Source organism: Streptomyces sp. NBC_01723 (genome assembly GCF_036246005.1).
Lineage (GTDB): Bacteria > Actinomycetota > Actinomycetes > Streptomycetales > Streptomycetaceae > Streptomyces.
Window position 1 is genome coordinate 7,565,982 of record NZ_CP109171.1, and the last position, 20,613, is coordinate 7,586,594.

14 protein-coding genes are annotated in these 20,613 nt (G+C 72.3%); 10 read left to right on the top strand and 4 right to left on the bottom strand.

The window, feature by feature from the left end:
- The first annotated feature begins 49 nt into the window (after positions 1-49).
- Genes OIE75_RS35435 through OIE75_RS35445 form a run of 3 tightly spaced genes read left to right on the top strand, consistent with a single transcriptional unit; the run spans position 50 to position 4,675 of the window.
- A complete protein-coding gene (locus OIE75_RS35435) occupies positions 50-1,234 on the top strand; it encodes a CaiB/BaiF CoA transferase family protein (RefSeq protein WP_329473382.1) in 1,185 nt (394 codons plus the stop codon).
- An 11-nt stretch (positions 1,235-1,245) separates the two neighbouring features.
- Positions 1,246-2,460, top strand: a complete 1,215-nt coding sequence (locus tag OIE75_RS35440) for an acetyl-CoA C-acetyltransferase (RefSeq protein ID WP_329473383.1) — start codon at positions 1,246-1,248, stop codon at positions 2,458-2,460.
- Positions 2,461-2,494: 34 nt separating this feature from the next.
- The gene (locus OIE75_RS35445) at positions 2,495-4,675 is read left to right on the top strand and encodes a 3-hydroxyacyl-CoA dehydrogenase NAD-binding domain-containing protein (RefSeq protein WP_307016329.1); all 2,181 of its coding nucleotides are present in this window, start codon (positions 2,495-2,497) and stop codon (positions 4,673-4,675) included.
- Positions 4,676-4,683: 8 nt separating this feature from the next.
- On the opposite strand, the gene OIE75_RS35450 is transcribed toward OIE75_RS35445, so the two are convergent.
- Positions 4,684-5,424 (bottom strand): MerR family transcriptional regulator, encoded by a 741-nt coding sequence (locus OIE75_RS35450; RefSeq protein WP_307016331.1) that lies wholly within the window; start codon positions 5,422-5,424, stop codon positions 4,684-4,686.
- A 232-nt stretch (positions 5,425-5,656) separates the two neighbouring features.
- Between OIE75_RS35450 and OIE75_RS35455 the strand changes: the two genes are divergently transcribed.
- Entirely contained in the window at positions 5,657-7,129 is a 1,473-nt protein-coding gene (locus OIE75_RS35455) for an amino acid permease (RefSeq protein ID WP_329473384.1), read from the top strand.
- Positions 7,130-7,180: 51 nt separating this feature from the next.
- A complete protein-coding gene (locus OIE75_RS35460) occupies positions 7,181-7,666 on the top strand; it encodes a macro domain-containing protein (protein ID WP_307016335.1) in 486 nt (161 codons plus the stop codon).
- 28 nt (positions 7,667-7,694) lie between these two features.
- Here the strand turns inward: OIE75_RS35460 and OIE75_RS35465 are convergent, their stop codons facing one another.
- Positions 7,695-9,188 (bottom strand): M1 family metallopeptidase, encoded by a 1,494-nt coding sequence (locus OIE75_RS35465; protein ID WP_307016337.1) that lies wholly within the window; start codon positions 9,186-9,188, stop codon positions 7,695-7,697.
- A gap of 163 nt (positions 9,189-9,351) precedes the next feature.
- Here OIE75_RS35465 and OIE75_RS35470 point away from each other — a divergent pair, with 163 nt between their 5' ends.
- The 3 genes from OIE75_RS35470 (at position 9,352) to OIE75_RS35480 (ending at position 14,404) form a co-directional block, all read left to right on the top strand.
- Positions 9,352-11,313, top strand: coding sequence for a Xaa-Pro dipeptidyl-peptidase (locus OIE75_RS35470; protein ID WP_329473385.1), 1,962 nt, complete (start codon positions 9,352-9,354; stop codon positions 11,311-11,313).
- Complete coding sequence (locus tag OIE75_RS35475) at positions 11,310-12,593, top strand: M14 family metallopeptidase (RefSeq protein WP_329473386.1); 1,284 nt, start codon at positions 11,310-11,312, stop codon at positions 12,591-12,593. Before OIE75_RS35470 ends, OIE75_RS35475 begins: the two co-directional genes overlap by 4 nt.
- An 80-nt stretch (positions 12,594-12,673) precedes the next feature.
- Positions 12,674-14,404, top strand: a complete 1,731-nt coding sequence (locus tag OIE75_RS35480; RefSeq protein ID WP_307016343.1) for a BCCT family transporter — start codon at positions 12,674-12,676, stop codon at positions 14,402-14,404.
- 51 nt (positions 14,405-14,455) lie between these two features.
- Here the strand turns inward: OIE75_RS35480 and OIE75_RS35485 are convergent, their stop codons facing one another.
- Positions 14,456-15,409 (bottom strand): FAD-dependent oxidoreductase, encoded by a 954-nt coding sequence (locus tag OIE75_RS35485; protein WP_329473387.1) that lies wholly within the window; start codon positions 15,407-15,409, stop codon positions 14,456-14,458.
- A 66-nt stretch (positions 15,410-15,475) separates the two neighbouring features.
- Between OIE75_RS35485 and OIE75_RS35490 the strand changes: the two genes are divergently transcribed.
- Positions 15,476-16,507 (top strand): oxidoreductase, encoded by a 1,032-nt coding sequence (locus OIE75_RS35490; RefSeq protein WP_329473388.1) that lies wholly within the window; start codon positions 15,476-15,478, stop codon positions 16,505-16,507.
- A gap of 35 nt (positions 16,508-16,542) precedes the next feature.
- Entirely contained in the window at positions 16,543-18,189 is a 1,647-nt protein-coding gene (locus OIE75_RS35495; protein WP_329473389.1) for an ABC-F family ATP-binding cassette domain-containing protein, read from the top strand.
- A 30-nt stretch (positions 18,190-18,219) separates the two neighbouring features.
- Here OIE75_RS35495 and OIE75_RS35500 read toward each other — a convergent pair whose 3' ends face one another.
- Positions 18,220-20,559 (bottom strand): Tex family protein, encoded by a 2,340-nt coding sequence (locus OIE75_RS35500; protein ID WP_307016350.1) that lies wholly within the window; start codon positions 20,557-20,559, stop codon positions 18,220-18,222.
- Between the last annotated feature and the right edge of the window lie 54 nt (positions 20,560-20,613).

The window sequence follows — 20,613 nt, forward strand, 5'->3', positions numbered from 1 at the left end:
TCTTAGCATCACTGGTGTTACATCGGTTGTGTCACAGAGCGGGGATGCGATGCCGAAAGCCAGGACACCGGCCCGGGCCACGGGCGAGGGCCCGCTCTCCGGTGTGCGCGTGGTCGAGCTGGCCGGCATCGGCCCGGGGCCGTTCGCGGCCATGCTCCTCGCCGACCTCGGCGCCGACGTCGTACGCGTCGACCGCCCCGGCGGCCCGGGACTCGGCGTCGACCCGGCGCACGACGTCACCAACCGCAACAAGCGCTCCGTGCTCGTCGACCTCAAGGCGCCGGACGGCCCCGAGCGGGTCCTCGCCCTCGCCGAACGCGCCGACGTGCTGATCGAGGGATACCGCCCGGGCGTCGCCGAACGGCTCGGCGTGGGCCCCGAGCCCTGCCACGCCCGCAACCCGCGCCTCGTGTACGGCAGGATGACCGGCTGGGGCCAGGAGGGCCCGCTCGCCGAACGCGCCGGTCACGACATCGGGTACATCGCGCTGACCGGCACCCTCGGCATGATCGGCGACCCCGGCCGCCCGCCCGCCGTCCCCGCCAACCTCCTGGGCGACTACGCCGGCGGCTCCCTCTACCTGGTCGTCGGGGTCCTCGCCGCCCTGCACCACGCGCGTGCGACGGGCACCGGCCAGGTCGTGGACGCCGCGATCGTCGACGGCACCGCCCACCTCTCCTCGATGATCCACGGCATGCTCGCCGCCGGCGCCTGGCAGGACCGGCGCGGCGCCAACCTCCTCGACGGCGGCTGCCCCTTCTACGGCACCTACGAGACCGGCGACGGCCGGTACATGGCGGTCGGGGCCCTGGAGCAGCGCTTCTACACCGAGTTCATGGAGCTGCTCGGCATCCCCGGCCTGGCGCCCGCCCGCGACGACCCGGCCCGCTGGCCCGAGCTGCGCGCGGCCGTCGCCGACCGGTTCGCGTCCCGCACCCGCGACGAGTGGACGTCCGTGTTCGCCGACTCCGACGCCTGCGTGGCCCCCGTCCTCACGCTGCGCGAGGCACCGCACCACCCCCACCTCGCCGCCCGCGCCACCTTCACCGACCACGACGGCCTCACCCAGCCGGCCCCCGCACCCCGCTTCTCCGCGACCCCCACCGCCGTCCGCACCGGGCCCGTGCTGCCCGGCGCCGACACCGACGCCGTGGCCCGCGACTGGGACCTGCCCCGCGAGGGCGGACCGACTCGTGTCCCTCACCCGAACAGCCCTGTGAAGAACCCTCAGTGAAAGGCCTGCCAGTGACCACCGAAGCGTACGTGTACGACGCGATCCGCACCCCGCGCGGACGCGGCAAGGCGAGCGGCGCCCTGCACGGCACGAAGCCCGTCGACCTGGTCGTCGGCCTCATCCACGAGATCCGCGCCCGCTTCCCGGACCTGGACCCCGCCGCGGTCGACGACGTCGTCCTCGGCGTCGTCGGTCCCGTCGGCGACCAGGGCTCCGACATCGCCCGCATCGCCGCCATCGCCGCGGGACTGCCCGACACCGTGGCCGGCGTCCAGGAGAACCGCTTCTGCGCCTCGGGCCTGGAGGCCGTCAACCTGGCCGCCGCCAAGGTGCGTTCCGGCTGGGAGGACCTGGTCCTCGCGGGGGGCGTCGAGTCCATGTCCCGGGTGCCGATGGCCTCGGACGGCGGCGCCTGGTTCAACGACCCGATGACCAACCTCGCCACCAACTTCGTGCCGCAGGGCATCGGCGCCGACCTGATCGCCACCATCGAGGGCTTCTCCCGCCGCGACGTGGACGAGTACGCGGCCCTCTCCCAGGAGCGCGCGGCCACCGCCTGGAAGGACGGCCGCTTCGAGCGCTCCGTCGTCCCCGTGCGGGACCGCGCCGGCCTCACCGTCCTCGACCACGACGAACACCCGCGCCCCGGCACCACCGCCGACTCCCTCGCGGGCCTCAAGCCGTCCTTCGCCGACATCGGCGAACTCGGCGGTTTCGACGCCGTCGCGCTGCAGAAGTACCACTGGGTCGAGAAGATCGACCACGTCCACCACGCGGGCAACTCCTCCGGCATCGTGGACGGCGCCTCCCTGGTCGCCATCGGCTCCCAGGAGGTCGGCGACCGCTACGGCCTGCGCCCGCGCGCCCGGATCGTCTCGGCCGCCGTGTCCGGCTCCGAGCCCACCATCATGCTCACCGGCCCCGCCCCGGCCACCCGCAAGGCGCTCGCCAAGGCCGGGCTCACCATCGACGACATCGACCTGATCGAGATCAACGAGGCGTTCGCCGCGGTCGTCCTGCGCTTCGTCAAGGACATGGGCCTGTCCCTCGACAAGGTCAACGTCAACGGCGGCGCCATCGCGCTCGGCCACCCCCTCGGCGCCACCGGCGCGATGATCCTCGGCACGCTCGTGGACGAACTGGAGCGCCAGGACAAGCGGTACGGCCTCGCCACCCTGTGCGTGGGCGGCGGCATGGGCATCGCCACGATCGTCGAGCGCGTCTGATCCCCTCCCGACGGATTCCCTGGAGCACACCCTCATGAGCACCGAGCCCACCACCATCCGCTGGGAACAGGACGACACCGGCGTCGTCACCCTCGTCCTCGACGACCCCGGCCAGTCCGCCAACACCATGAACCAGGCGTTCCGCCGGTCCCTCGCGGCGGTCACCGACCGCCTGGAGGCCGAGAAGGACTCGATCCGCGGCGTCATCGTCACCTCGGCCAAGAAGACCTTCTTCGCCGGCGGCGACCTGCGCGACCTGATCCGCGTCACCCCGGAGACCGCCCAGGACCTCTTCGACGGCGGCATGGCCATCAAGCGCGACCTGCGCCGCATCGAGACCCTCGGCAAGCCCGTCGTCGCCGCCATGAACGGCGCGGCCCTCGGCGGCGGCTACGAGATCGCCCTCGCCTGCCACCACCGCGTCGCCCTCGACGCACCCGGCTCCAAGATCGGCTGTCCCGAGGTCACCCTCGGCCTCCTCCCCGGCGGCGGCGGAGTCGTCCGCACCGTCCGCATGCTCGGCATCACCGACGCGCTGCTCAAGGTGCTCCTCCAGGGCACCCAGTACAACCCGCGCCGCGCCCAGGAGAACGGCCTGGTCGACGAGGTCGCCGAGAGCCGCGACGACATGCTCGCCAGGGCCCGCGCCTTCATCGACGCCAACCCGGAGTCCGCCCAGCCCTGGGACAAGCCCGGTTACCGCATCCCCGGCGGCACCCCGTCGCACCCGAAGTTCGCGGCCAACCTGCCCGCCTTCCCCGCCAACCTGCGCAAGCAGACGGCCGGCGCCCCCTACCCGGCGCCGCGCAACATCATGGCCGCCGCCGTCGAGGGCTCCCAGGTCGACTTCGAGACCGCCCAGGTCATCGAGGCCCGCTACTTCGTCGAGCTGGCCGCCGGACAGACCTCGAAGAACATGATCCAGGCGTTCTTCTTCGACCTCCAGGCCGTCAACTCCGGCGCCAACCGCCCCCGCGGCATCGAGCCCCGGAAGGTCACCAAGGTGGCCGTCCTCGGCGCCGGCATGATGGGCGCCGGCATCGCCTACTCGTGCGCACGCGCGGGCATCGACGTCGTCCTCAAGGACGTCGCGCTGGAGGCCGCCGTCAAGGGCAAGGGCTACTCCGAGAAGCTGTGCGCCAAGGCCGTCGCCAAGGGGCGCACGACCCAGGAGAAGGCCGACGCCCTGCTCGCCCGCATCACGCCGACCGCCGAGGCCGCCGACCTCGCCGGGTGCGACGCGGTCATCGAGGCCGTCTTCGAGGACACCTCGCTCAAGCACAAGGTGTTCCAGGAGATCGAGAGCGTCGTCGCCCCCGACGCCCTGCTCTGCTCCAACACCTCCACGCTGCCCATCACGGCGCTGGCCGAGGGCGTCGAGCGACAGGTGGACTTCATCGGGCTGCACTTCTTCTCGCCGGTCGACAAGATGCCGCTCGTCGAGATCATCAAGGGCGAGCGGACCGGCGACGAGGCGCTCGCGCGCGCCTTCGACCTGGTCCGGCAGATCAACAAGACGCCGATCGTCGTCAACGACTCGCGCGGCTTCTTCACCTCCCGGGTCATCGGCCACTTCATCAACGAGGGCGTGGCGATGGTCGGCGAGGGCGTCGAGCCCGCCTCCGTCGAGCAGGCGGCGGCCCAGGCGGGCTACCCCGCCAAGGTGCTCTCCCTGATGGACGAGCTGACGCTCACCCTCCCGCGGAAGATCCGCAAGGAGACCAGGCGGGCCGTGGAGGAGGCCGGCGGCACCTGGACCCCGCACCCCGCCGAGGCCGTCATCGACCGCATGGTCGACGAGTTCGAGCGCCCCGGCCGCAGCGGCGGCGCCGGGTTCTACGAGTACGGCGAGGACGGGAAGCGCGCGGCCCTCTGGCCGGGCCTGCGGGAGCACTTCACCAGGCCCGGGTACGAGATCCCGTTCCGGGACATGCAGGAGCGCATGCTCTTCTCGGAGGCCCTCGACACGGTCCGGCTGCTGGAGGAGGGCGTCCTGACCTCGGTCGCCGACGCCAACATCGGCTCGATCCTCGGCATCGGCTTCCCCGGCTGGACCGGCGGCGTCCTGCAGTACATCAACGGCTACGAAGGCGGGCTGCCCGGCTTCGTGGCACGCGCGCGTGAGCTGGCCGACCGCTACGGCGAGCGCTTCACGCCGCCCGCGCTGCTGGTGGAGAAGGCGGACAAGGGGGAGGTCTTCACCGACGGCCGCTGAGGAACGCCTCAGCCCGGGGCGGCGCGGTCCTCCTCGCCGCCCCCGTCGATCCACTCCCGGATCTCCTCCCGCAGCGACCGCTGGAAGGTGGTCAGCAGCGCCTGCACGACGAGCGGGTGCATGTGCGCGGACAGGGACCGCACGTCCCGCGCCCCGCTTTCGGCGACCGCGTCGCGCAGCAGCCGCGACAGGTCACGCGCGGCGGCGCGGGAGTGCTCCAGGAGAGCGGTGCGGGCCGCGAGCACCGTCTCGGGGGAGAAGGGCACGTCGAGCAGCTCGACGCCGAGCCGGAGCAGCCCGGTGTCGACCCGGTACAGGTCGCCGTCCGGGACGTCCGCGTCCCGGACGGCCACGTCCATCGCCGCCAGCCGGTCCACCTCCTCGTCGGTCAGCGGCCGGCCCGCGCGCCGGTCCAGTTCCCCGCGCGTGACGCTCTCCACCGTCTCCGGCGCCCAGGAGGCCACCACCGCGCGGTGCAGCGCCAGGTCGTGCTCGCTCAGGTCGGGCGGCAGCTGCGCCAGGTACCGCTCGATCGCGGCCAGGGTCATCCCCCGGTGCTGCAACTCCTCGATCAGTGCCAGCCGGGCCAGGTGCTCACGGCCGTAGTGCCCCACCCGGCGCGCCCCGATCACCGGCGGCGGCAGCAGCCCCTTGGTGCCGTAGAAGCGGACCGTGCGCACGGTGACGCCGGCCCGCGCGGCCAGCTCGTCGATCGTGAGGGTCGGCTCCCCGGCGTCGGTCGTCGTCATGTGCAGCAGTATCGCTGTCTCACCAGTGCTGTGAAACCTCTTGCGCACCGGGTGGAGACCGCCGACGGATCTTGTGAGAAGTCACGCTGTGTGACATGAGCCACCGCATGGCGACGCAGCGTCGGGGGAAGGTGCTGCCTCGGTCTGTGCCGCGAAGGGTGGTGCGGGCCTCGTCACTGTACGGACGACCTGGGCGTATCCCGCCCGGGCGCACCAGAGAGTGGAACCACCCGTGAGCAAGGACGCCGTCGACACGGCACAGGTCGCCGCCCATCCCCAGGCGACCGGGACCATCCCCGCGGACGCGGGCGACGCCGGATACAGCAAGGGCCTCAAGGCCCGTCACGTGAACATGATCGCGATCGGCGGCGCGATCGGCACCGGCCTCTTCCTCGGCGCCGGCGGCCGCCTGCGCGACGCGGGCCCGGCGCTCGCGATCGCCTACCTCGTCGCGGGCGTCTTCGCCTTCTTCGTCGTCAAGGCCCTCGGCGAACTCGTGCTCTACCGGCCCTCCTCCGGGTCCTTCGTGTCGTACGCGCGCGAGTTCCTCGGTGAGAAGGGCGCCTACGTCGCCGGCTGGATGTACTTCCTGAACTGGTCGACCACCGGCATCGCCGACATCACCGCGATCGCGCTGTACACGCACTACTGGAGTATGTTCACGAGCATCCCGCAATGGGCGCTCGCCCTGATCGCCCTCGCGGTGGTCCTGGCCGTCAACCTCATCTCGGTCCGGATCTTCGGCGAGATGGAGTTCTGGTTCGCGATCATCAAGGTCGCCACCCTCGTCGGCTTCATGCTGATCGGCATCTTCCTGCTGGCCACCCAGCACGACGTGGGCGGCCAGACCCCGGGCGTCAGCATGATCACCGACCACGGCGGCATCCTCCCGCACGGCGTGATGCCCGTGGTCCTCGTCATGCAGGGCGTGATCTTCTCCTACGCGGCCCTGGAACTGGTCGGCGTCGCGGCCGGCGAGACCGCCGAGCCGGAGAAGATCGTCCCCCGCGCGGTGAACTCGATCATGTGGCGCGTCGCCCTCTTCTACGTCGGCTCGGTCGTCCTGCTGGCGCTGCTGCTTCCCAGCTCGGTCTACTCGGGCGACCAGAGCCCCTTCGTCACCGTCCTGTCGAAGATCGGCGTCCCCGCCGCCGGCGACGTGATGAACCTCGTCGTCCTCACCGCGGCGATGTCGTCCCTGAACTCCGGCCTCTACTCCACCGGCCGCATCCTGCGCTCCATGGCGATGTCCGGCTCCGCGCCCAGGTTCACCGGCGTGATGAGCCGCAGCCAGGTGCCCTACGGCGGCATCCTGCTGACCTGCGCGGTCTGCGTCCTCGGCGTCGGCCTGAACTTCCTGGTGCCGAGCAAGGCCTTCGAGATCGTGCTGAACGTCGCCTCGCTGGGCATCATCAGCACCTGGGTGATCATCATGATCTGTCACCTGGTCTTCGTCCGCCGGGCGCGCGCGGGCCTGGTCGAACGACCGCACTTCCGCCTGCCGGGCAGCCCGGTCACCGAGATCGCCACGATCGCCTTCCTGCTCGCCGTGATCGTCCTGATGTGGAACGACCACGAGGTCGGCCGCAAGACCGTGCTGCTCGTGCCCGTGATCGCGGTGATGCTGGTGGCGGGCTGGTTCGGCGTCCGGCGCCGGGTGGCGCGGAACGCCGAACTGCAGAAGCCCGGCGGGCCCACCGGGTAGCGGGAACCCCATACCACCGCCACTGTCGGTGGTGGCCTCTACGGTGGCGTCATGTCGGAGATCAGGTATGTCCGGGGTGACGCCACCGTTCCGTCGGTCAAGGGCGTCAAGGTGATCGCCCATGTCTGCAACGACCTCGGGGGCTGGGGCAAGGGCTTCGTCCTGGCCCTGTCCCGCCGCTGGCCGGAGCCGGAGGCGGCCTACCGTGCCTGGCACCGCGACCGCGCGTCCAACGACTTCGCACTGGGCGCGGCCCAGTTCGTCCAGGTCGAACGGTACCTCTGGGTGGCCAACCTGATCGGCCAGCGCGGCACGAGGACCGGCAGCAAGGGCGTCCCCGTGCGCTACGACGCGATCGACACGGCGCTCGGCCGCCTCGCCGACAAGGCGGCCGAGCTGGACGCGTCCGTGCACATGCCGCGCATCGGCTGCGGTCTGGCCGGCGGCAAGTGGTCCCGGGTCGAACCGCTCGTCACCGGCCGTCTGGCCGGGCGCGGCATACCCGTGACCGTCTACGACCACGGGGACGCCGCCTGAGACCCGCCCGCCCACCGCGCTCGGGCCGTCAGTGCCCGTGCACGTCGTTCGTCGCGGCGATCCTCCGCCACGACCGGGGCTGCGCCGGCGTGTCCGAGGCCGGCGCGAGGGACGCCGCGCGCGCCGCCGGGGCGTCCGGCCTGGACGGCTGGAACAGCCACGTGTCGAACAGCGCGGCCAGCGGCTTGCCGGAGACCTCCTCGGCGTACCGCTGGAAGTCGGCGACCGACGCGTTGCCGTGGGCGTACCGCGCGGGCCACCCCTTGAGGACGGCGAAGAAGTCCTCGTCCCCGATCTCGTTCCGCAGCGCCTGGACGGCCAGCGCGCCCCGGTCGTAGACGGCGAGGTCGAACTGGTTCTCCGGCCCGGGGTCACCGGGCCGCACCGTCCAGAACGGGTCGTCGGCCGGGTGCGAGGCGTACGTGTAGTCGGCCAGTTCCTGCGCCGTGCCCTCGCCCTCGTGCTCGGACCACAGCCACTGGGCGTACCGGGCGAAGCCCTCGTTGATCCAGATGTCCTTCCAGCCGCGCACGGACACCAGGTCGCCGTACCACTGGTGGGCCAGCTCGTGCACGACCACGGACACGTTCGACCCGTTCGCGAACTGCCGCGGGCTGTAGAACGGCCGGGTCTGCGTCTCCAGCGCGTACCCGGTGTCCGTGTTCGGCACGTACCCGCCGAGCGCGTTGTAGGGGTACGGCCCGAAGTAGCCGGTCAGCCAGTCCGCGATCTCCCCGGTCCGCTCCACACTGGCCCGCGCCGCGCCGTCGTTGGCGCCCAGGTCCTTGCTGTAGGCGTTGACGACCGGGACGCCGCTCTCGGTCGTCCCGGTGGTGAGGTCGAACCTCCCGACCGCCAGCGTGGCGAGGTACGTGGCCTGCGGCTTGTCTGACCGCCAGTTCCAGCGGGTCCAGCCGAGCCGTGAACTCGTGGACTGGAGTGTCCCGTTGGAGATCGCCTGGGTTCCGTCCGGCACCTGCACGGACACGTCGTAGGTGGCCTTGTCCCGCGGGTGGTCGTTGCTGGGGAACCACCAAGCCGCGGCCTCGGGCTCGTTCGCGGCGACGCCGCCGTCCGGGGTGCGGTGCCAACTGGTGAAGCCGAACGCCTCCTTCGAGGACGGCACACCGCTGTAGCGGACGACCACGGTGAGGGCCGTCCCCTTCTCCAGCGGCTTCGCCGGGGTGATCTCCAGCTCCTGCTCGCCGGAGGTCGTGAACGACGCCTTCGCGCCGTTCACCCGTACCTCGCCGACGTCCAGCAGGAAGTCCAGGTTGAACCGGGACAGGTCCTCGGTGGTGCGGGCCAGGATCGTGGCCGTCCCCTCCAGCCGGTCCGTGGCCGGCTGGTACTTCAGGCGCAGGTCGTAGTGGGAGACGTCGTATCCGCCGTTGCCGTAGGCCGGGTAGTAGGGGTCGCCGATGCCCGGAGCGCCGGGGGAGTGGGCCGCCGCCGACGCCGGGATCGCCAGCATGAGGGAGGCGGCGCCCAGTGCGCCCGGCACGATGATTCTGCGGTGCACGAAAGCTCCAAGTCGTAGGGGCACGAGGTCTGTTCGCAGCCTATTCAGCCCCTGTGGACACCGTCATGTCCACGGCCACCCCTGTCACACGATCGCCATCCGGCCGACATGAGTCACCCGTTGCCCTCTTCTGCGCGGGAGTTGACCGATGTACCGTCCGCGCATGCCGATACGCACGCGCTTCACGATCTGGAGACCGCTCGCGACGGCGGCCACCGCCGCACTCCTGGCAACCTTCCTCACGCCCGCCGCGACGGCGCACCCCGCACCGCGGCAGAGCGAACCCGTCTACTCCTACGCGAACGCCGTTCGCGAGGCCGTCTGGGTGGACACCGGCTACGACGGGGACGGCGACGGCGAGGACGACCGCGTCGCCGTCGACATCGTCCGCCCGCGCGAACCCGCCCAGCGGGGCCGGAAGATCCCCGTCATCATGGACGCCAGCCCGTACTACTCCTGCTGCGGACGGGGCAACGAGAGCCAGAACAAGACATACGACGCGGACGGCGACGTCGTCGGGATGCCGCTGTACTACGACAACTACTTCGTGCCCCGCGGCTACGCCTTCGTCGGTGTCGACCTGGCCGGCACCAACCGCTCCGACGGCTGCGTCGACGTCGGCGGACGCTCCGACATCCGGTCCGCGAAGGCCGTCGTCGACTGGCTGAACGGCCGCGCGAAGGCGTACACCAGCCGCACCGGGGGCGAGCGCGCCGAGGCGACGTGGACCAACGGGAAGACCGGCATGATCGGCAAGAGCTGGGACGGCACCATCGCCAACGGCGTGGCCGCGACGGGCGTCGAGGGCCTGGAGACCATCGTCCCGATCGCCGCCATCTCCTCCTGGTACGACTACTACTTCAGCCAGGGCGCCCCGCTCTACGACTCCGGGCCGGACTGGCTCTCCGACTACGTCGAAAGCCCCGACGCCCGAGCCCGCTGCGAGGCCGTCCAGCAGCGGCTCGTCGACGGCGCCCCGCGCAGCGGCGACCTGACCCGGCTGTGGACCGAGCGCGACTACGTGAAGGCCGCGGGCAAGGTGAAGGCCAGCGTCTTCCTCGTCCACGGCATGCAGGACCTCAACGTCCGCACGCAGCACGTCGGCCCGTGGTGGAACGCCCTCGCGAAGCACGGCGTCGAGCGCAAGATCTGGCTCTCCCAGACCGGTCACGTCGACCCCTTCGACTTCCGCCGCGCCGACTGGGTCGACACCCTGCACCGCTGGTTCGACCACGAACTCCTGGGCCACGACAACGGCATCGACCGCGAGCCCATGGCCGACATCGAACGCGGGCCCGACCGGTGGGAGACGTCGCGGACCTGGCCGCCGCGCGCCACGGCCACCACGACCCTGCGCCCGGCCGACGGCGCCCGACCGGGCGTCGGCACCCTCGGCCTGCACCGCGACCGCGGCACCGAGACCTTCACCGACGACCCCGCGCTGAGCGAGACCGACTGGGCCGCGCACATCGACGCGCCCACACCGGCCAAGGCCGGCTTCGTCACCGGACCGCTCACCCGCGACCTGCGCCTGTCCGGCGCCTCCCAGGTCACCGTCACCGCACGGTCCAGCGCCCCGACCGCCCACCTGTCCGCCGTACTCGTCGACCTCGGCCCCGACACCATCCGCGACTACGCCACCGAGGGCGAGGGCATCACCACCCTCACCGACCGCACCTGCTGGGGACCGCGGACCACGGGCGACAGCTCCTGCTACCTGGAGACGGCCGCGAAGACCACCGACGTGGACCACACCGTCGTCAGCCGCGGCTGGGCCGACCTCGGCAACCACGCCTCCGCGTGGCACGGCCGCCCGCTCACCCCGGGCAAGGCGTACACCATGACGCTCGACCTGGCGGCCACCGACCACGTCGTCCCGGCCGGTCACCGTCTCGCCCTCATCGTCGCGGGCACCGACAAGGGCCTCATCGACCCGCCCGCCGACACGCCGACCCTCACCCTGGACCTCTCCCGAACGTCGGCCCGCGTACCGTTCGTCGGCGGCCCCGACGCCTTCGCCCGGGCGACCGCCGGCCCGGCCGGCGCCACCGCGGCACCGACTCCCCTCGACGGCGTGAACGCGCCACCGCACACGCCCCACCGCGTCCCGAAGGGAGCCCGATGAGCCGGCTGCGCACCCTCACCGTGACCACCGCGGCGCTCGCCGCGTCCCTCCTCACCGCACCGGCCCACGCCGCCGACGCCGCGCACCACCCGCCCCGCACCGGCTTCGAGCGGAGCAACGGCGCCCGCTGGACCACCCAGGCGGAGGAGCAGGAGCTGCTGGCCGCCGCCGACCGAGCGAGCGGCCGGGTCGACGTCGACCGCATCGGCACCACGAAGCAGGACCGGCCGCTGCGCCTCGTCACCATCGGCAGGCCCGCCGCACCGAACACGGTGCTCCTCGTGTGCAGCCAGCACGGCGACGAGCCCTCCGGCCGCGAGGCGTGCCTGTCCACGGTCCGCGACCTGGCGTACGCCACCGACCGCCGGACCCGGCACTTCCTGGACCGCACCACCGTGCTCGTCCTGCCCACCGCCAACCCCGACGGCCGGGCCGCCGACACCCGCGGCAACAGCGACGGCGTCGACATCAACCGCGACCACCTCGCCCTGCAGACCGCCGAGGCCCGCGCCCTGGCCGCCGTCGTCCGCGACCGGCGCCCCGACGTCCTCTACGACCTGCACGAGTACGGCGCCACACCCCCGTACTACGACGAGGACCTCTTCGACCTCTGGCCCCGCAACCTCAACACCCACCCGCGGGTCCACGACGAGGCCCGCACCCTGTCCGGGGCGTACGTCCGTCCCGCCGCCGGGGAAGCCGGTTACTCGACCGGCACCTACGGCATCTGGACCGACCCGGTCACCGGCGACCCGGTCAAGCAGACCGCCGGCGACGGCCAGGAACGCATCCTGCGCAACATGTCCGGCGTGAAGCACTCGGTCGGCCTGCTCATCGAGAGCCGCGTGGACGCGCTCACCGACGCCGAACAGGCGGACCCCGCCCTCAACAACCGGCGCCGGGTGCACTCCCAGCTCGCGGCGCTCGACGGCCTGTTCCGCTTCGCGGACCGGCGGCGCGGACAGGTCGAGGCGGCCACCGACGCCGCCCGCCGGGCCGGCCGCACCGACACCGGGCCCGTGTACGTCGGCGGCGCGGACAACGACCCGGCCGAACCCGCCGAGGTGATCCAGGCGCCGCCCTGCGGCTACCGGCTGACACTTGCCCAGTACAAGGACATTCGGGACGAGCTGGCCCTGCACGGTGTACAAGTGCGTTCGAGGGGGGAGGAGGGCGCCTACGTATCGTTGCGCCAGCCGCTGCGCGCCCTCGTGCCGCTGCTCCTCGACGAGCGGGCGGCGTACCACTTGACGGCGGGTGAACCCGACACCCGCTGCTGAGGAGGTGAGTTCCGCGTCGCACGTGGTAAGGGCGTAACGGAGGACTATTCTCAGCCTCACCGACTTGAAAGGTGCCGTCTGTGACGCAGGACCCGAGTGACAAGGAACAGCACGAAAGAGGGACACTACCGGGGTCCGAGGCGGGCCTGCCGGGGCACGAACGCAAGCCCCAGACCGACCGCGTCGTCTTCGGTGTCACCGCGGTCCTGACCCTGGCCTTCGTCGTCTGGGGCGCGGCCGGCACCGATTCGCTGGAGGACGCCTCCGGCACCATGCTCAGTGGTCTGATGCACAACGGCGGCTGGGCGTTCGTGCTGGCCGCCTCCGGTTTCGTCGTCTTCGCCCTCTGGCTCGCGGCCAGCCGGTACGGCCGCATCCATCTCGGTGCCGAGGGCGAGGAGCCCGAGTTCCGGACCGTGTCGTGGATCGCCATGATGTTCAGCGCCGGCATGGGCATCGGCCTGATGTTCTGGGGCGTGAGCGAGCCGCTGGCACACTTCGACACGGCCCCGCCCGGCACCGACCCCGCCGACAACGGCGACCGCATGACGACGGCCATGGCCACCACCCTGTTCCACTGGACGCTCCATCCGTGGGCGATCTACGCGGTGGTCGGTCTCGGCATCGCCTACAGCACGTTCCGCAGGCGCCGCCGGCAGACCATCAGCGCGGTCTTCACACCGCTCATCGGGGAGAAGCACGCCAACGGCGTGAGCGGCCGGGTCATCGACATCCTGGCCATCATCGCGACGGTCTTCGGCTCCGCGGCCTCGCTCGGCCTCGGCGCGCTCCAGATCGGCTCGGGCGTGGAGCAGCTCGACTGGATGGACAAGGTCAGCACCGGACTGCTGGTCGGCATCATCGCGGTGCTGACGGTGGCGTTCGTGGCCTCCGCCATCTCCGGCGTCGAGAAGGGCATCCAGTGGCTGTCCAACACCAACATGGTGCTGGCACTGCTCCTGGCCGTGTTCGTCTTCGTGGCGGGCCCGACCATCCTCATCCTCGATCTGCTGCCGACGTCGATCTTCGGCTACCTCGGCGACCTGCCCGCGATGGCGGGCCGCACGGAGATCAGCGGTGGCGAGGGCGTCGCGGACTGGCTGGGCAGCTGGACGGTCTTCTACTGGGCGTGGTGGATCTCCTGGACGCCCTTCGTCGGCATGTTCATCGCCCGCATCAGCCGGGGCCGGACCATCCGGCAGTTCATCGGCGGCGTCATCCTCGTCCCCAGCACGGTCAGCCTGATCTGGTTCGCGATCTTCGGCGGATCGGCGATGAGGCTCCAGGAGCAGAACCGGCTCGGCGACGAGACGACCCCGGAGGGCAGGCTCTTCGCCGTGCTCCAGGAGTACCCCATCGCCACGGCCACCAGCCTGCTGGTGATGATCCTGGTCGCCATCTTCTTCGTCTCGGGTGCCGACGCGGCCTCGATCGTGATGGGCACCCTCTCGCAGAAGGGCGCACTCGAACCCAGCCGCTGGACGGTCGTGTTCTGGGGCGTCGTGACCGGAGCGGTCGCCGCCATCATGCTCCTGGTCGGCAGCGGCGAGGGAGACGCGCTCACCGGTCTCCAGAACCTCACGATCCTCGCGGCGGCACCCTTCGTCATCGTGATGATCTTCATGTGCGTCGCGCTCATGCGCGACCTGCGCCGCGACCCCCTCATCGTGCGCGGCGAGATGGCCGCCGAGGCCGTCGAACTGGCCGTCATCGAGGGTCACAAGCGGTACGAGGGCGAGTACGAGATCCGCATCGGACCCGGCGCCGGAACGGACGTGGAGGGCGACCCGATCGGCGAGCACCACCACTGACCGAGGGCGAGACCGAGGGCGGGCCCCGCACGGGGCCCGCCCCCGCCCGTGTCAGGGGGTGGCCAGCCCGGCCGCCTCCTGCGCGCAGCCCCAGGCCACCGTCACACCGGCGCCGCCGTGGCCGTAGTTGTGCACCAGCAGCCGCCCGTCCGCCAGCGTCTCGCGCTCCAGCCGTACCGCGTCCCGGGCCGGCCGCAGCCCCACCAGGTGCCCGAGCACCCGCGCCCCGGCGATCTCGGGCCGCAGCGCCGCGCACCGCCGTACGATCGCCTCCGCCACCCGCGGATCCGGCTCGGTGGACCACGCGTCCTCCTCGGCCGTTCCGCCCAGCAGGAGCCGGCCGGGCTGCGGCAGGAAGTACGTCGTCTCCCCGGAGTCCGCGTCGGCCGAGACCAGCCAGCTCCGGATGCCGGGGTTCTCCACGACGACCAGTTGCCCGCGCACCGGACGCACGGCCGGGTCCGGCACCAGCTCCCGGGCGCCGAGGCCCGTGCAGTTCACCACGACCGGTGCGTCGGCCTCGGCCAGTGAGGCCACCGGGCGCCTCTCCACCACACCGCCCGCTGCCACCAGCCGCTCCCGCAGCCACGGCAGATGAGTCGACATGTCGACGAGCGGCAGCCGCGCCCACAGCCCGGGCCCCGCGTACTCATCGGCCCGCGCCGCGCGCAGTCCCGGCAGCCGGGCCGCCGCCCACGCGCCCACCTCCTCGGGCCGGGTCTCGCCGAGCACCCCCTCGACCATGCGTACGCCGGTCTCCGCGGGCCGCGCCGCCAGCTCCTCGTACACGTCCAGGGAGCGCAGCGCCCACGCCTGCGCCAGCGCGACCGGTTCGATCCGGTACGGCCACCACAGCCCGCCCGCGACCACCGAGGTGGTCCGCTCGACGGGGTCCCGCGTCCAGAGCCGCACCCGCCTGCCGCGCTCGGCGAGCACGACGGCCGTCGTCAGACCGGTCACCCCGCCGCCGACCACGACGACTTCGTCATCCAGTTCGGTTTCCACACGGGGACGGTAGCGGAAGGCCCGATGCCGGGCTCGGAACGGCCCCGGCCCGGGAATACTCACCGCATGGCTGCCGAGTACACGACCTTCGGTCTGGCCCCGGCGACGCGCGCCGGTGCCGTCCGCGCCGACGGCGACGTCCAGGTCCACCGCGACTTCGTGGACTTCGTCGTCGACGGACGGCCCCTGCTGTTCCGGCTCTCCGACCTGGACGCCGTCTCCCCGCTCGCCTCCGACGTGCCGCCCGCGATCTTCGCCGCACAGGTGCGCGGCCTGCTCCTGGAGACCGAGGCGCCGCTGCCCGGCGGCCGCTACGTGATCTACGGCTGCCCCGAGTGCGAGGACCTGGGCTGCGGCGCGGTGACCGCCGTCATCCTGCGGGACGGCGGCGACTTCGTCTGGCGGGACTTCGCCTGGCAGACCGGCGACCACGCCGACCTGGAACGCAACTCCTACCGCGGCATCGGCCCCTACCGCTTCGAGGGCGCCGAGTACCGCGCCGCCCTCGCCGCCGTGCTCGACGGCCCCGCGCGGTCCCGCCGCCGGGTCCTGCTGATCGACGCCCGCACCGCCCTCCTGGCCAGGCCGGCCGCCGCGCTGCGCGCCATCGGCATCGGCGCCGACATCACCCAGGACGCCGGTGCGGTCCCGGCCGACGAGCTGCGCACCTACGGCGCCGTCGCCTTCGGACGCGCGGTCACCGAGGAGGCGCGGGCCGCCGCGCGCCGGGCCTTCGCGGACGCCGGCGCGGACGTGACCGAGGTCGACGGGCTCGCCCCGATCGTCCCGCTGCTCGTCGCGCAGATCGAACACGCCCTGGACCGCGGACCGGCCGAGCGACGCCGCCTGACCCGCCTGACCGCGACCCGCACCGCCGCGGACGTCGAGGTCACCTCGGCCTGCCGGGTCCGGCTCACCGCGTACCGCCTCGACCGGCTCCACCGCACCCACGTTCACGAGGTCTTCGACGGCGTCCTCGCACCGGGCGGTCACCGGCTGTCGCTGGACGCGAAGGCGGTGAAGGGGGAGGCCTTCGTGGTGGCGCGCGCCTCGGGAAGCGTGCTGGTGACGGCGGTGGCGCGCCCGGAACCGGGCTGATCCGCCCCCGCGACGCCGTTAGGATCGTGGGCCTGATGACTGCCACCCTCGTCGCCAAGAACCTCGCCGCCGGCCACGGCGACCGCTCCCTGTTCACCGGGCTCGACCTCGTCGTCGCACCCGGCGACGTGATCGGCCTCGTCGGGGCCAACGGCGCGGGCAAGTCCACCCTCCTGCGGATGCTCGCCGGGCTGACCGCGCCGGAACAGGGCGAACTGCGCCTGTCCCCGCCGACCGCCACCGTCGGTCACCTCCCGCAGGAGCCGGAGCGCCGCCCCGGTGAGACCGTCCGGGGCTTCCTGTCCCGCCGTACGGGCGTCACCGAGGCCCAGCGCGCCATGGACGAGGCCACCCAGGCCCTGGTCGACGGAGCCCCCGGCGCCGACGACGCCTACGCGACCAGCCTGGAGCGCTGGCTCTCCCTCGGCGGCGCCGACCTCGACGAGCGCGCCGAGGAAACCGCCGACGCGCTGGGCCTCACGGTCGGCCTCGACCAGCCGATGACCTCGCTGTCCGGCGGCCAGGCGGCCCGGGCCGGCCTCGCCTCCCTCCTCCTGTCCCGCTACGACGTCTTCCTGCTCGACGAGCCGACCAACGACCTCGACCTGGACGGCCTGGAGCGCCTCGAACGCTTCGTCACCGGCCTGCGCGCGGGCACCGTCGTCGTCAGCCACGACCGCGAGTTCCTCACCCGCACCGTCACCAAGGTCCTCGAACTCGACCTGGCCCAGCGGCAGATCAACCTCTACGGCGGCGGCTACGAGGCGTACCTGGAGGAGCGGGACGTGGCCCGGCGGCACGCCCGCGACGAGTACGAGGAGTACGCCGACAAGCGGGGCGCCCTCCAGGACCGGGCCCAGACGCAGCGCTCCTGGATGGACAAGGGCGTCAAGAACGCCCGGCGCAAGGCGGGCAACGACAACGACAAGATCGGCCGCAAGTTCCGCAGCGAGGCCAGCGAGAAGCAGGCCGCCAAGGCCCGCCAGACCCAGCGCATGATCGAACGCCTGGAGGTCGTGGAGGAGCCGCGCAAGGAGTGGGACCTGCGCATGGAGATCGCCTCGGCGCCCCGCTCGGGCGCGGTCGTGGCCACCCTGCGCGACGCCGAGGTACGGCGCGGCGGGTTCGTCCTCGGCCCCGTCTCCCTCCAGGTCGACTGGGCGGACCGGGTGGCGGTGACCGGGGCGAACGGCGCGGGCAAGTCCACGCTGCTCGGTGCCCTCCTGGGCCGGGTCCCGCTCGACGCCGGACACGCGGCGCTCGGCTCCGGCGTTCTGCTGGGCGAGGTCGACCAGGCCCGCGAGCTCTTCCACGGGCCCGAGACCCTGCTGGACGCCTTCCGCACCGGCGTCCCCGAAACCGAACCGGCGGACATCCGCACCCTCCTGGCCAAGTTCGGCCTCAAGGCGGACCACGTCATGCGCGCCGCGTCGACCCTCTCACCCGGCGAGCGCACCAGGGCGGCCCTCGCCCTGCTCCAGGGCCGGGGCGTCAACCTGCTGGTCCTGGACGAGCCGACCAACCACCTCGACCTGCCGGCCATCGAGCAGCTGGAGTCGGCCCTCGACGCCTACGAGGGCACGCTCCTGCTGATCACCCACGACCGCCGCATGCTGGACGCGGTACGGGTGACGCGCCGCCTGGAGGTGGCGGACGGCAAGGTGACGGAGACGTCGGCCTGAGCGGCCCGCCCCCGCCACCACGCCGGGGGCCTACGCCAGCCCGGCCCGCCGCAGCGCGTCGGCCATCGCCCCGTTGGACGGAGCGGGCGCGGCCGAGGATCGACCCTTTCCACCGCCACCACCGGAGCCCTGCCGCTGCTGCCGCTGCCTGGGCGGCCTGCTGCCCCCGCGCTCCTTCTTCTGCTCGCCCTGCGGGGCGGCCTCGTCGTCGAGCCGCATCGTCAACGAGATCCGCTTGCGCGGAATGTCGACGTCCAGCACCTTGACCTTGACGATGTCGCCGGGCTTGGCCACGTCCCGCGGGTCCTTCACGAACGTCTTCGACATCGCGGACACGTGCACCAGCCCGTCCTGGTGCACACCGACGTCCACGAACGCCCCGAACGCGGCGACGTTGGTGACGACGCCCTCCAGCACCATTCCGGACGACAGGTCGGACAGCTTCTCCACGCCCTCCTTGAAGGTGGCCGTCTTGAAGGCGGGCCGCGGGTCGCGCCCCGGCTTCTCCAGCTCCCGAAGGATGTCGGTGACCGTCGGCAGACCGAACGTCTCGTCCACGAAGTCGGCCGGCCTCAGCGACCGCAGCACCGACGTGTTGCCGACCAGGCCGGCCACCTCCTGCCCGGCGGTCTTCACCATCCGGCGCACCACCGGGTACGCCTCGGGGTGCACGCTGGACGCGTCCAGCGGGTCGCTGCCGCCGCGGATCCGCAGGAAGCCCGCACACTGCTCGTACGCCTTGGGCCCGAGCCGCGAGACCTTCTTCAGCTCGGTCCGGGAGGTGAACGGACCGTTCGCGTCGCGGTGCGAGACGATGTTCTCGGCGAGGCCGGAGGTGATGCCGGAGACGCGGGAGAGCAGCGGGGCGGACGCCGTGTTCACGTCCACGCCCACGCCGTTCACACAGTCCTCGACCACCGCGTCCAGGGAGCGTGACAGCTTCACCTCGGACAGGTCGTGCTGGTACTGGCCGACGCCGATGGACTTCGGGTCGATCTTCACCAGCTCGGCCAGCGGGTCCTGGAGCCGCCGGGCGATCGACACGGCGCCGCGCAGCGAGACGTCCATGTCCGGCAGCTCCTGCGAGGCGAAGGCGGAGGCCGAGTACACGGAGGCTCCGGCCTCGGACACCATCACCTTGGTGAGCTTCAGCTCGGGGTGCTTGGTGATCAGCTCTCCGGCGAGCTTGTCGGTCTCGCGGGACGCCGTGCCGTTGCCGATGGCGACCAGGTCGACGGAGTGCTCCTTGGCGAGCCGGGCCAGCTTGGCGATCGCCTCGTCCCACCGGTTGGCGGGGACGTGCGGGTGGATCACGTCGGTGGCGACGACCTTGCCGGTGGCGTCGACCACGGCGACCTTCACCCCCGTACGGAAGCCGGGGTCCAGGCCCAGCGTCGCGCGGGTGCCCGCCGGGGCGGCCAGCAGCAGGTCGCGCAGGTTCGCCGCGAAGACGTTCACCGCCTCGTCCTCGGCGGCCGTGCGCAGCCGCAGCCTGAGGTCGATGCCGAGGTGCACCAGGATGCGCGTGCGCCAGGCCCAGCGGACGGTGTCGGAGAGCCACTTGTCGGCGGGCCGGCCGCGGTCGGCGATCCCGAACCGGCTCGCGACGATGCCCTCGTACGACGACGGCCCGTCGGAGGCCTCCTCGGGTTCCAGGACGAGGTCGAGCACGTCCTCCTTCTCGCCGCGCAGCATGGCGAGGACCCGGTGCGAGGGCAGCGCGGTGAACGGCTCGGCGAAGTCGAAGTAGTCGGCGAACTTGGCGCCGGCCTCCTCCTTGCCGTCCTTGACCTTGGCGGCGAGCCGTCCGCGCCCCCACATCCGCTCGCGCAGCTCACCGATCAGGTCGGCGTCCTCCGAGAACTTCTCGGTGAGGATCGACCGGGCGCCGTCGAGGGCGGCCTGGGTGTCCGCCACGCCCTTGCCGGCGTCGACGAACGCGCCCGCCGCGGCGTGCGGGTCGACGGTCGGGTCACCCAGCAGGCCCTCGGCCAGCGGCTCCAGACCCGCCTCCCGCGCGATCTGCGCCTTGGTGCGCCGCTTCGGCTTGAACGGCAGGTAGACGTCCTCCAGGCGGGCCTTGGTCTCCGCCGTGCGGATGCGCGCCTCCAGCTCCTCGGTGAGCTTGCCCTGCTCGCGCACCGAGTCGAGGATCGCGGTCCGCCGCTCCTCCAGCTCCCGCAGATAGCGCAGCCGCTCCTCGAGCGTGCGCAACTGCGCATCGTCGAGCATCTCGGTCGCTTCCTTGCGGTAGCGGGCGATGAAGGGCACCGTCGAGCCGCCGTCGAGCAGCTCCACCGCGGCCTTCACCTGCCGCTCCCGTACGCCGAGCTCCTCGGCGATCCTGCTCTCGATGGACCCTACTGCCATGGGCCCGCTGGACCCGGGTGTCGTCACGATCCCGTACCGCCTTCTCACTGAGGT